Annotated in this window: 8 protein-coding genes and 1 pseudogene; 6 read left to right on the top strand and 3 right to left on the bottom strand. The window is 41.6% G+C overall.

What is annotated here, in order from left to right; translation table 11 throughout:
* Positions 1–92: 92 nt before the first annotated feature.
* Together GTH32_RS01125 and GTH32_RS01120 are read left to right on the top strand one after the other, a co-directional pair.
* On the top strand, positions 93–1,142 hold the full coding sequence (locus GTH32_RS01125) for a DUF3549 family protein (protein WP_163083387.1): 1,050 nt from the start codon (positions 93–95) through the stop codon (positions 1,140–1,142).
* 2 nt (positions 1,143–1,144) lie between these two features.
* Positions 1,145–1,450: a DUF3301 domain-containing protein gene (locus tag GTH32_RS01120; protein WP_163083386.1), complete on the top strand. Its 306-nt coding sequence runs from the start codon at positions 1,145–1,147 to the stop codon at positions 1,448–1,450.
* Positions 1,451–2,394: 944 nt separating this feature from the next.
* Here the strand turns inward: GTH32_RS01120 and GTH32_RS01115 are convergent.
* Both GTH32_RS01115 and GTH32_RS01110 read right to left on the bottom strand, forming a co-directional pair.
* Positions 2,395–3,021 carry a hypothetical protein gene (locus GTH32_RS01115; protein ID WP_163083385.1) on the bottom strand — a complete coding sequence of 209 codons (627 nt, stop codon included), beginning with the start codon at positions 3,019–3,021 and terminating at the stop codon, positions 2,395–2,397.
* A gap of 216 nt (positions 3,022–3,237) precedes the next feature.
* A pseudogene (locus GTH32_RS01110) lies at positions 3,238–3,459 on the bottom strand (helix-turn-helix domain-containing protein); the annotation flags it as partial.
* A 318-nt stretch (positions 3,460–3,777) separates the two neighbouring features.
* On the opposite strand from GTH32_RS01110, the gene GTH32_RS01105 reads away from it, so the two are divergent.
* Both GTH32_RS01105 and GTH32_RS01100 read left to right on the top strand, forming a co-directional pair.
* Complete coding sequence (locus GTH32_RS01105; protein WP_163083384.1) at positions 3,778–5,571, top strand: acyl-CoA dehydrogenase C-terminal domain-containing protein; 1,794 nt, start codon at positions 3,778–3,780, stop codon at positions 5,569–5,571.
* Positions 5,572–5,666: 95 nt separating this feature from the next.
* Positions 5,667–7,247 (top strand): AMP-binding protein, encoded by a 1,581-nt coding sequence (locus tag GTH32_RS01100; protein WP_163083383.1) that lies wholly within the window; start codon positions 5,667–5,669, stop codon positions 7,245–7,247.
* A gap of 20 nt (positions 7,248–7,267) precedes the next feature.
* Here the strand turns inward: GTH32_RS01100 and GTH32_RS01095 are convergent, their stop codons facing one another.
* The gene (locus GTH32_RS01095) at positions 7,268–8,209 is read right to left on the bottom strand and encodes a winged helix-turn-helix transcriptional regulator (RefSeq protein ID WP_163083382.1); all 942 of its coding nucleotides are present in this window, start codon (positions 8,207–8,209) and stop codon (positions 7,268–7,270) included.
* A gap of 302 nt (positions 8,210–8,511) precedes the next feature.
* On the opposite strand from GTH32_RS01095, the gene GTH32_RS01090 reads away from it, so the two are divergent.
* Together GTH32_RS01090 and GTH32_RS01085 are read left to right on the top strand one after the other, a co-directional pair.
* Positions 8,512–10,863 (top strand): TonB-dependent receptor, encoded by a 2,352-nt coding sequence (locus GTH32_RS01090; RefSeq protein WP_163083381.1) that lies wholly within the window; start codon positions 8,512–8,514, stop codon positions 10,861–10,863.
* A gap of 111 nt (positions 10,864–10,974) precedes the next feature.
* Positions 10,975–12,633, top strand: a complete 1,659-nt coding sequence (locus GTH32_RS01085; protein WP_163083380.1) for a class I adenylate-forming enzyme family protein — start codon at positions 10,975–10,977, stop codon at positions 12,631–12,633.
* The last annotated feature ends 39 nt before the right edge of the window (positions 12,634–12,672 follow it).

The following is a 12,672-nucleotide window of genomic DNA, read 5'->3' as shown; positions in this document are numbered from 1 at the left end:
CAAGGAATCTACAATGGGTTTGCAAGGTAGCATCACAGTTATGGTAAACTTCTGGCCTTATTTCCAAAGAATTTCGAGTGAGAGCGCCCCTCATGGATGCAAAGCAAATCAATTCCATCAGCGAGTTCCTATTACACGCTGGCACAGATTACCTCATATTTGATTTAGGAAGACGCCTGTCTTCGCTAGACAGCCAAACCTTCTTAGATATCGAAAATGGCACTCACATCGCTCCATTTCCGCGCCAAAAACATGCGTGGTTTGGTATTGTCTTTTGGAACAAACAAGCATCAGAGCAGCATTATATATGGTTTGTGAAGCTACCTTTGGATGAACAGGGGTTAGTTGTAGCGGCTTCACGCAATCACTTTTTACAGATTATTGTGGATGCACTAGGACAATCTATTGCCGAAGATTCAGATAAACACCAAACATTGCCTGACAACCCTTACTCGTTTGTACCCTCACAGTCGCAATTGGCGCAGTTTAACGCCGCCGTACGCCAGTCCTTGGATTTGCCTATAAGCAAAAGTGCCGAACAGGTTATTGCCTATATGAAAGCGCCACAGGTTGTAGATTGGCAAACCATAGCGCTGCAGGGTATTGCTGATATTGCTGCACGCTTAGGGGAAAATGATAGATCAGAAGATATAATTGAACTTACCTTACAACAATTTTCCTCTTTTGCTCCTTCGTTTCAACAATCGTTGATGGAAATGTGCGAAAGCGTTTCTCTGCCTCCACGTGTAAATAATTTCATGCTGGATAAAATTGATATAGATGAGACGGTTAATTTGGCGGCGCTACGAGGAGTTTCTCAGCCGCAGAAAGACCCCTCGTTAGCAAACAAGCTTTCGCTCTTACTGCAAGCTGGGAAAATGAATCGTGTGGATATATTAAGTGTTATTGCAGCAAGACATTTTACGCAAATGGATGAGCCCCTAATACGTGCGTTTTTTGAGGCTGTGGCACACCTTGATAATGATGAAAATTACAACGGCGAGCTATTCATTGGTTTTTTCACAGACTTAGTACAGGTGCCAAGTTTACGCGCGCCCATGCTTGCGATGCTTCGGGCCCCTGATAGAAGCGAATTACTATCTCGCTGTATCGGTAAGCTTTTTGCCCACACGAAGGGATAGAAATGAGCTTATTAGAAGTAATTGTTTGGTTGCTACTTGGGTTTGTGGCATTCCAGTTTTGGCGAGTACGTAGCATTTCAGAAATTGCCGATCGCTATATAAAACAATATTGCGATAATCATAACTTACAGTTATTAAATACTGCGCGCAAAAAGACACGTTTGACGTTCAAATACCGCAAGCCTGACTGGTATAGCCTGTATGCCTTTGAGTTTTCGGCAAACGGTGAGGACCGCTATGAAGGGGAAATAGCATTGGTTGGGCAAAGTGTTATTCGCACTACGCTCCCCCCTTATCGCATGAACTAATCGTTAAGGGTATGAGAAAATATAGCCCCTCATTCAAAGTGTTTGAGGCAAAAAAAAGGGGTAGCTTTCGCTACCCCTTTTCATAGAATTTTGAGCATCCTTCTCTGCGATCCCTTGCAACTAAAATCATCCCGATTAAAATCCGTATACGCCCCTTTCCTTCTTATCTCGCCTCATCCTGTGCAAGCTACAGTTCCTTCTGTAGGTCCCTTTCCTTTCGTCCTTACACTACCTGTCCATCCATAAGCACAGGCTGCCTCATCCTGAGGTGGTCCAAGCGGACTCCGCCGCCTTCCCTTCCTTTCATCCCTAAGATGTTACACATCCTGCTGTAACAGACTCATCCTTAAGCCGTCCAAATCCCTAAAGCATCCCGCTTTTGCATCCGTGCGTCCTTTTGCAATCCCTTGCTCGCCTCCTGTGCTATATTCCTTTATTTAGCATCTTGCTATTCCGTTTACTCTTACTCCTGTTAAGAGAATCTCATCCTTAAGTTGTCCACGTTCATCCATGGTCTTCCTGACTCGTCGTGTATCCTTGTGACAGTGTTTATACTAGACCTCTCATATATTCTTGCGAGCCCGAATTAAAGGAATTTAACTTTATCCTTTACCCTTAATCAGGCACCTAAACAAAAAGTCTATAAAAATCATAGTTTTTATACTTTAGTTGAATAGTGGTCGTAAGAAAAAAAGACCTTTTTCCTACACATTTGTAAGACATATCGTACAAAGGGAAGAGTAAATGTGGAGTTTTGACGCATTTTTGATGATCTTCGTCCGAAACGAGAATCTCGTTCGCGAGACAATTAACGATAAATCACTTTATTCTTGATACAAGATATCGAATTCGACTATACGTGTTTAAGAAGCTGGCATGATAAGGGTAAAAAACACCCAGTCGTTACCTTCTAACGCGCGCTGCCGGGTGACCGTACGCTCCTATTACGTTTGTTCAGCAATCGTATCGATTGTATTGGCGGTACGCCCCTCACTACTAAATGAAAACGCTTGGCTATTAAAGTTCAAGGCGTTATCTTCGGTCACCACCTGTCGGGTTGTTTTAAGAAAATCTTGTATTTCTGCCAACCCTGCCCCTTGTTCTTTCATCTTAGTTGCGTGCGTTGTCGCTTCACTCCACTCGGAAAATTGAGATAGACGTGAAGTTTGAAGGATTAAAGAACCGAGTCGTTTATCTTTATCTAAATAATTTTGTAAACGGGGATCAACATTTTCATCAACAGTAAGCGTTTGATTTTTTATAGATATTTGAGCCGTTTCCTCAAGACCAAACTTTGCCGCTACTTCGCTCAGTTCCTCGGCAAGCTTTTGCCTGTTGAAGGCCAGGTAGTTCGCAATTTGACTCCCCTTCAACACGGCTTCGCCTTTCTCCATGTCATCAAGCAAACCGTCGACTTTATCGCTACTAATTTGCCCTTTAAAGGTCGCCAGTGAATCTTGCAACGCATTAGACTCATTGGCTTTATCTACGATGGCCTGCAAGTCATTTTGGCTATTTGCTGTATTACCTATGTAATCAAATAACGAAGGTTTGGCGTAAGTAACATCCATGAAATGTAAAACCGTCTAATAAGCTTATGTGAAATGGAAAGTATAAAAGCAAAACTAGCGCCAACTTTTCACCCCATCCCCTTTAGCGTTCTGTCGACGACGGTTAATCGACAATTGAAGCATGTCGCTCGCTAAAGTACCATTAAGAATACCTTTTCGCTTCCCCAACGCAAAATAGTTTCATCGGCTTTTGTGGTACCTTTTAAAGTAGGCCTTTCACTGAAGTTGCTGAGCTTTCCCCCATTGTTTCGGCGACACGCCATATACCCGCTTAAATTCTCGACTAAATTGAGATGAGCTTACATAACCCACTTCCATAGCAGCTACATTCACATTCACCCCTTCGGATATTTTCATCGCTGCATTATTAAGACGCATAGATTTAACAAACTGTATAGGTGACATATTAGTGGCTTGCTTAAACTTCCTATGTAAAACGCCCTATGCGGGTGCCGCATGCAGAGTGTTGTTGGAGCTGCAGGTTTGATACCTTTGGATACCCGATAGAGTTTCACTGCTCACACAACACCTTTGCTAAGTCATAACACTAACATCCCCATCTAGGTTAAAATTAAGCAATCGATATCACATTTATTTAACATAGTCACTTGCTTTAAAATACTCAACGAACTAACATAACTTGCATTAAAGAACTTAGTGGCTATTTTACCCCTAAGATAATTTATAAGAACATTGACGGCTGTAACCCGTTGTACGCTAAACCTGTCGTAGATTAAATACTCTGGAGCATTCTCAATGCCATCTTACAAAGCCCCTCTGCGTGATATTCAGTTTGTAACAAATGACCTACTTAATTTCAGTGAGCATTATAAAAACCTAAGAACGGACGTTGTATTAGATCAACAAATGCAGTCTGCAATTTTAGAAGAAGCTGCAAAGTTTTCTGAAAATGTCATATCACCATTGAATGCGGTGGGTGATCAACATGGTTGTAAGTGGAGTGCCGACGGCGTGACCACGCCTCCCGGTTTTAAAGCAGCTTATAAACAATATTGTGAAGGTGGTTGGCCATCGTTAGCAATGCCAGAGCAATATGGTGGCCAAGGGCTGCCGGAGTCCTTGAATGTCATGGTCAGTGAGCTAATTTGCAGTGCCAGTGTGGCGTGGTCGGGATACCCTGGCTTGCGTGAAGGTGCGATCAAAACATTGGTTAGTTATGGCAATGAAAAACTTAAAAACACATTTTTACACAACTTAGTAAGCGGTAGATGGACAGGTACCATGTGTTTAACAGAATCTCATTGTGGTACAGATTTAGGTCAACTAAAAACTAAAGCAACGCCAATAGCAGACAACGAATATAGCCTAAGTGGTACAAAAATTTTTATTTCGTGTGGTGAACACGATATGGCAGAGAATATAGTACATATTGTGTTGGCACGTTTACCCGATGCGCCTAAAGGCACGGCTGGGATCTCACTGTTTGTAGTACCCAAATTTTTAGTCAAAGAAGACGGCTCATTAGGCGCTAGAAACCCAGTAAATTGTGGCTCAATTGAACACAAAATGGGGGTTCATGGTTTTGTCACCTGCGTAATGAATTTTGACGGTGCTAAGGGGTATTTAATCGGGCAGCCCAACAAGGGCCTTGAAGCGATGTTTACTTTTATGAACTCGGCGCGTTTAACCACAGCTTTACAAGGTTTAGTTCATTCTGAAGTTGCTTATCAAGGAGCGTTACCTTACGCAAAAGAAAGGTTAGCCATGCGTTCATTAAGTGGCGTAAAAAATCCCGAAGGTCCAGCGGATCCTATTATTGTTCATCCCGATGTTCGTCGCATGTTGCTGACGATTAAATCATTCGCTGAAGGTTTTAGAGCCTTTGCTTACTATGTAGCCCAACAGCTCGATTTATCTGACCACGGGCAGTCCGAACAACAAAGAAGCCAGGCTAAAAACCTTTTGGCTTTGCTCACTCCTATCTGCAAAGGTTTTATGACAGAGCTAGGCTGTGAAGCTGCCCACCACGGTGTGCAAGTATTTGGTGGCCATGGTTATATTAAAGAATGGGGCATGGAGCAAAATCAGCGAGACAGTCGCATTTCTACTTTGTATGAGGGTACCACAGGCATACAAGCCCTCGACTTAATCGGTAGAAAAGTGCTGGGTTCTAAGGGCGCATTATTGACAAACTTTAGTGACATTATACAGACGTTTTGTAAATCCCAAGACTCCAACCCGCAAATGGCTGAATTTATCGAACCACTCAAGCAATCCACTATTGATTGGTTAAATCTAGCCAATCAAATTGGCCAATCGGCTACGACAGACGCAGATGAGTTGGGTGCCGCATCTGTAGACTTTTTAATGTTTTCCGGCTACACCATTTTAGCCTATTTCTGGGCTCGGATGGCTTCGGTTTCCTTGCATAAACTTGAGTCTACAACCGATGATAAAGACTTTTATAACAGCAAAATTAACACTGCTCGTTTTTATTTTCAACGCATACTTCCTCGCACCGCGACATTAAAGTTAACCATACAATCTGGTGCACAAAACCTAATGGCAATGGATTCTGAACATTTTTAATTACTCGAAAACAAAAGCGAACACCGGATTATGCTAGCGAAACCAGTTGTCGTTAGCCGGATTTCTAAGTAACGAATTTAACGATTGAGATAAACATGAATTTAATTAGTGAAACAGTCAAACAAGCAGCGCTAGAAACCGACACATTACAATCTATTTTTAGCCAAGGGTGTAAACAGTTTAGGGAAAATACCTCCTTTGTTTGCGGCCCACAAAACCTAAGTTATTCAGCCTTAGAGCAAGACTCAAGAAATTTTGCTGCTTACATTCAAAACCATACGGACTTGCAGCCTGGCGATAGAATTGCGTTGCAATTGCCAAACTGTCTCGCCTACCCTATTTTCGCGTGGGGAGCCTTACGGGCAGGTTTAATTCTAGTTAATATCAATCCTTTGTACACGGAAAATGAACTACGCCACATGTATCAAGACTCAGGTGCGAAGGCATTAATCGTTTTGAGCTCGTCCCTTGAGTTCGTGACTGATTTAGTAAATGAGTCAGATATATCAGCTCTATTTTACCTGAATAATCAAACCCCAAGCCTAGAAAACCTCCACGTCGACTACTGCGAATTTTCTGAGCTTTTATCTATGGGCAGTAGATCTAAGTTTACTGCAGTAACAGCCAAAGCAGATGATATTGCGTTGTTACAATACACAGGTGGAACAACGGGTTTATCCAAAGCTGCCGTTCTAACCCATGAAAATTTAATCAGTGCGGCCCATAGCTTTTGGGAAACCACCGCGGTATTTGAGGCCGGTAATGAAATATTTGCTGCGCCTTTGCCCGTTTACCATGTATATGCTTTTGTTGGCCATATTATGGTCGGTGTGATTTATGGTGTTACCAGCATTTTAATTCCTAATCCTCGGGATCTCCCTGCCGTTTATGAAGCTTTAAAGGGCACTAAATTTAGCCTGTTTGTTGGTATCAATACCCTATTCAATATGTTGTGCCAAGATCCACAATTTAGAACCTTAGACTTTTCAGGCTTAAAATTTACCTTATCAGGAGGAATGGCTCTGAATCAAAGTGTTGCTCTGCGCTGGGAAGCGCTCACCCATTGCCAAATTAATGAGGGTTACGGTTTAACCGAGTCCTCAGCAGGGGTCATTATTAATCGTGGACAAAACTGCCGTCGTTTAGGCTCTGTTGGAAAGCCTATGCAGGGGGTAGAAATAAAGATACTCGATGATAACCAACAACCTATCGCTACAGGAGGTAAAGGCGAACTGCATATAAAAGGTAAACAAATTATGAAGGAGTATTGGCAAAACCCCGAAGCAACCGCAGCCACTTTAAAAGATGGTTGGTTAGCCACTGGCGATATTGCCACTATTGATGAGGACGGCTTTATTTATATAGTGGATCGTATTAAAGATATGATTCTGGTGTCTGGTTTTAACGTTTATCCGGCAGAAATCGAACAAGTAGTAAATCGCTTGGAGGATATACAAGAATGCGCAGCAATTGCCATCCAATCAGAAGACAGTGGAGAGGCAGTTCAATTATTTGTTGTTAGAAAACAAAATGCGCTAAGCGAAAATGACATAATAGAACACTGTCGAGCCAATTTAGCGCCTTACAAAATCCCTAAAATAATTAAATTTATAGATGAGTTACCAAAATCACCAGTGGGCAAAATTCTAAAACGAGAGTTAAGCCCATATAGTTAAACATTAATTGCAGGTATTGCTTATTCCTGAGTACTAAAGCCTACCTGCTCTGGTAAGAGTTTGCTTAAACATGCGGCGCAAATAACATCAACATCAAGGTCGTGACCACAGGCTTTGTGTATGAGTTTGAATGGCCGCTCAACAGGTGGAAAATAGTCTAACATCCACTGGCGTAATGCTAAAATTAAGCCATACAACGAGCTCCCCTTCGCTGTTAATTTATATTCATATCGAGGCGGAGTTTGTTGATATAGATTTCGAGTTAATACCCCTAAATCCACCATGAGTTTTAGTCGATCGGCAAGAATATTTGTGGCTATACCTAGATTTTGCTGGATATCATCATAACGACTTAAGCCCAAAAAGACACAAGCAACCACTAAGCTACTCCAACGATCTCCGATGATTTCAATTATATGCCCTAGGCGGTGATCAGCATCAGACACCGTACTTCCTCGAGATCGCCGCTGGGTATTCATATTGTCGGCAACATTACCGCTATAAACTATGTCGATGCTCTTGTCTTGAATACGTTTAACATCTCTAAAACTGACTTCCTCACGGCAATGACGACAGACACATATGGGTTTCAATTCATGTTGGTTGTGTAAATTATGCTGCAAAACAGAAGGTAATTTAGTGCCGGGATGACTTACCCAGTGTGTTTCCCATTCCCACACCATCAGCGCCCAAGGATAAAGCCCAAGCCCTCGTGGCGTCAGTTTGTATTCAAAACGGGGAGGAGTTTGAGTATAAGGAGCTTTAAACAATATTTCATTTTCGACCAAAAATTCCAGCCGATTGGTTAAAGTGCCACGGGCAATTTTACTGAACTCTCTAAACTCACTAAATCGATGACGTCCTAAAAAAGCATCTCTTAAAATTAGGATTGTCCAGCGGTCACCTACTATTTTGAGCGCTCGGGCAACGGGGTTTGTTATTATTTGACTTTCAATATTCATTCGCAATCTTTATCCAATACTTTTCCTAAAGCCTAGTAAATTAACGCCATAAATGTTCAATATTCTTTCTATACAAGCTCAACTCACCAAATAACTTTCATTATAAGTCTTATATATTAAACAACCAGTTAAATATGATAATTAGCAGTTTTTACACAAACTAAACCATTTTATACATTTTTTTAACAATAATACTTGCATTAATGAACCCACAAGTATATTGTCAGATCACTTGCGTTATTAGACTAGCGTTTCAATGAGTTTAAACGCATACCTTGGTTCGAAGCATTTAGGAGCAGACGATGCAAATTAATTATAAAAAGAAGCGCGTAGCCATCTATATTTCAGCTTTAATGATGGGATACAGTTTTAACGCAATAGCACAAGAAACCAATGCGGAAGATTCCGAGTTATCTCTAGAAGTTATAGAGGTAACGGCTCAAAAACGTTCTCAAGGATTACAGGACGTACCTATTTCCATCAGTGCGATTTCAGGGGATCTGTTAAAAAGCAATAACATCAACAGCCTAACGGATATGTCTAGCTCTGTTCCTAATCTGAATATCACTAAATCGGGTATTACAAACCAAATCGGTATACGAGGTATTTCATCCGGTGGGAATAAAGGGTTTGAACAATCAGTAGCTATGTACGTAGACGAAGTTTATTACGGAAGGGATCAACTTATTCAATTACCTTTAGTGGATTTAGAACGAGTTGAAATACTCCGTGGCCCTCAACCCATTCTGTTTGGTAAAAATGCGATTGCTGGCGCTATCAGTTTGTCTTCAGCGCGGCCCACAGACGATTTTGAGGCGTCTATTTCAACCCTATATGAATTCGAACAAGAAGAAGTTAAAACCGTTGGTATTATATCCGGCCCGCTTACGGAAAACTTAAAAGGACGTTTTGTTGCCTCATATCGTGAAATGGATGGGTGGATTGAAAATGTCGCTTTAGAGCGCACCGAACCCAATACCGAACAATTGTATTTAAGGGGAATGCTGGAATGGGATTACGAAAATTTAACGATTTTACTCAAAGCCGAAACGTCAAGCTTTGACACTGCGGGCAGAGCCATTGAAAATCACTCTGCCATAGGTTCATATTCAACCATTTTTAGCGGCGCTCTTTATGTTGAAACCGATGAAGATTACAAGTCTCAAAACAACGGACAGGAAAGCGATAACAAAGTCGATACCCTGATGTTAAATGTTGCTTACGATATTAATGATTTTACTATCACCTCAACAACCGCTTATCTAAAATACGACACGGATGAGCTCATAGATGTGGATTATACCGGATTAGATTTATTCAACGGTTCTACCCAAGGAGAGCGCTTTAGGCAGTGGAGTCAGGAACTACGGATTGCCTCACCGACCGATGGTGACCTGGACTATATTGCTGGTATTTATCTCCAAGACAATGAGTTAATTACCTACGACAACGTATTATTTGGTAGCACATTTGCAGCAAACCCGGCCTATGTCCCTATTGTTAACGGCAGTTGGGATAGAGACTTTTCACAAAACTCTCAGGTGTTTTCCGCATTCGCACAACTTAATTGGCGGATCACGGATCAACTTTCAGTCACTGCAGGCGCACGATATAGCAAAGAAGAAAAAAAAGCTCACCGTGTGTTGACTTTACCCGGCGAAAACACCTCTGGTATCCCTGCCGATGCATTATTTCCCGGCTCACCTGCTTTTGGACCACAAGCTGGTTTCGAAGTCATGATGGGCGCGATAAAAATATATGCTCACGACCTTGATGGTACCCGCAATGAATCACAATTGGATCCATTGCTTAATGTTCAATATGAATTAGACGATGACACCCTATTTTATGCCTCATATACCCAGGGCAGTAAAGGCGGCGGATTTGATATACGTTCAAATAGCTATCCAGATAACCCCGTCAACCCAGGCTCTTTTGAGTTTGAAGATGAACAAGCAACCAGTTATGAATTGGGTGGAAAATTTGGTTTTGGTTTTATAGAAATCAATGCTGCAACCTTCTTTACTCACTATGAAGACCTGCAAGTCACTCAGTTTGATGGCACCGTCGGGTTTAATGTTCAAAATGCTGCAGAAGCAGAAATAAAAGGGATTGAATTAGATGGTCGTTGGTTGTTATCAGAATCACTGGTATTAACGGGTTCATTGGCTTACTTAGACTTTGAATACCTTGATTTTGATGTTGCCCAGTGTGCCCCAGATCTCGTATTGCCTGACCAAGTATTAAGTTCATCTGTAGATGGTTTGTGCAACCTTACTGGTGAACGCGCTATTTACACGCCAGAGTTATCAGGGAATGTGAGACTACAATATCAACAAGATATTGGTGATTGGGCGTACATGACTTACAGCGTAAACATGGAATACAGCGACGAATACAATAGCGGCGTTACTATCGATCCGAATACCATGCAAGATAACTATACCCGATGGGGGCTGCGAATTGCATTAGCAGACTATGATGACAAATGGCAAATCGCATTAATCGGCAACAATATTACCGACGAACGCGTGATGACACTATCCAACTCATTGCCTTTCTCAACCACACTCACAGGTGGAACTGGGGTTGCTTATTATGGCATTTATGAACGGCCTAGAAGTGTAGCAGTTGAGTTTTCATATAACTTCTAAACTCGAGTGAATAGACCCTATACCGCCTGTTTAAGGCGGTAATTTACTTGTTTTACTCAAGTAAAAACATCCATAGAACAGAACAACACTACACCCTGAAGGTAAATTAGTATGATTACTTCAACATTAGACAGAATAAAGCATTACCACAACTCGGGCGAATGGGGCGAGGCTAAGCTCCATGAATTGTTTGAAAAAACTGTGTCTTTTTTTCCACAGCGCCCAGCACTGGTTGATCCCATTGATAAGCCGAGTTTAACCGGCAAACAGCCTCAAAGCCTGAATTATCAACAACTGTCTCAAAAAGTAGATCAACTAACCGACGCATTTTTAAAGTTAAGCTTAGGCAAAGACGATATTATTTTAGTACAAATGCCTAATGTCGTAGAGCTTATCTATACTTATTTAGCAGCCTCCAAATTGGGAATTATCTTAAGCCCTGTACCTGTGCAATATCAAGAAAGTGAGCTGCGTACTATCTTACAAATGTTACAGCCGAAAGCTGTCATAGTCACAGCCAGCTTTAAACAAACGGATCTGCTAGACAAAATACATCGCAGTATTGCGTTATCCGAATTAGACAGTCTCCCGAACGTATTGAGTTGGGGCGAAGGTACATCTGACTGCAACTTATACAACCAGATGACAACGTATGAGAACAACTCTGCATATGAAGCTTATTCTCGCCAATACCCTGTTAGTGCCGATGATCTGATTACTATTTGCTGGACCTCAGGTACAGAGGGGGACCCTAAGGGCGTTCCCCGCAGCCATAACCATTGGTTAGCCATAGGCAAGGCTACCTATTTAGGGAATCAAATTGAAGATAACGAAACCCTTCTCAATCCCTTTCCATTAATCAACATGGCCTCAATTGGCGGCATGTTTTTAAGCTGGTTGTATAGTGGAGGCAAACTTGTCCTCCACCACCCATTAAATTTGCCCGTATTCTTGCAGCAAATTGTAGACGAAAAAGTAAATTACACCCTAGCACCGCCAACTTTACTTAATACATTGTTGAAAGATGAAAAGCTAAGAAGCGCAATCGACTTTTCCACAATTCGCGCCATTGGTTCAGGCTCTGCACCTCTAGATGCGTGGATGGTAGATGGATATAAACAATTGTTTGATATTGAGATAGTCAATCACTTTGGTTCAAACGAAGGCATGAGCCTGCTTTGTGGTCCCAATCAAACAAATGCCCCTGAAAAACGCGCTAGATTGTTTCCTCGCAAAAGCGATTTACTTGAAACACGTTTAATAGATGTAAAAACAAACACTGAAATTAACGAAGTCGATACATCTGCAGAACTACAGATTAGAGGCGCTGGGGTATTTGATGGTTATTTTAAAGACGCAGATAAAACCGCACAAAGCTTTACCTCTGATGGATTTTTTAAGACCGGTGATCTTTTTCAAATATCATCTCAAGACCCCGATTTCTATAAATTTATTGGTCGCTGCAAAGATCTTATTATCCGTGGGGGGATGAACATAGCGCCAGCTGAACTCGATAACTTATTAAGTGCTCATGAACATATTTTAGACGTAGCTGTAGCACCCTACCCCTGCGAAATAATGGGAGAACGTATTGCGGTATTTGTGGCGTTAAAACCACAGAAAAAGCTCACACTAGACGACATTATTAATTATCTAAAAAAGCAAAACATAGCGTCGTTCAAGCTGCCAGAAAAAATGCATTTGGTAGCCGAAATTCCTCGCAATGCCCTTGGCAAGGTAATGCGGCACAAACTAACAGCACAGTTTTAACAGAATTTTTTTCGACTCGCACCAGAAAACAAGCAAAAA

This window comes from Alteromonas profundi (assembly GCF_010500865.1).
Classification (GTDB): domain Bacteria; phylum Pseudomonadota; class Gammaproteobacteria; order Enterobacterales; family Alteromonadaceae; genus Alteromonas; species Alteromonas profundi.
This window is presented reverse-complemented; position numbering and strand designations above follow the sequence as displayed.

Bases quoted from the DNA above. Each gene is read 5' to 3' on its own strand.
- GTH32_RS01125 (WP_163083387.1), top strand. From the start codon at position 93: ATGGATGCAAAGCAAATCAATTCCATCAGCGAGTTCCTATTACACGCT.
- GTH32_RS01120 (WP_163083386.1), top strand. From the start codon at position 1,145: ATGAGCTTATTAGAAGTAATTGTTTGGTTGCTACTTGGGTTTGTGGCA.
- GTH32_RS01115 (WP_163083385.1), bottom strand. From the start codon at position 3,021: ATGGATGTTACTTACGCCAAACCTTCGTTATTTGATTACATAGGTAAT.
- GTH32_RS01105 (WP_163083384.1), top strand. From the start codon at position 3,778: ATGCCATCTTACAAAGCCCCTCTGCGTGATATTCAGTTTGTAACAAAT.
- GTH32_RS01100 (WP_163083383.1), top strand. From the start codon at position 5,667: ATGAATTTAATTAGTGAAACAGTCAAACAAGCAGCGCTAGAAACCGAC.
- GTH32_RS01095 (WP_163083382.1), bottom strand. From the start codon at position 8,209: ATGAATATTGAAAGTCAAATAATAACAAACCCCGTTGCCCGAGCGCTC.
- GTH32_RS01090 (WP_163083381.1), top strand. From the start codon at position 8,512: ATGCAAATTAATTATAAAAAGAAGCGCGTAGCCATCTATATTTCAGCT.
- GTH32_RS01085 (WP_163083380.1), top strand. From the start codon at position 10,975: ATGATTACTTCAACATTAGACAGAATAAAGCATTACCACAACTCGGGC.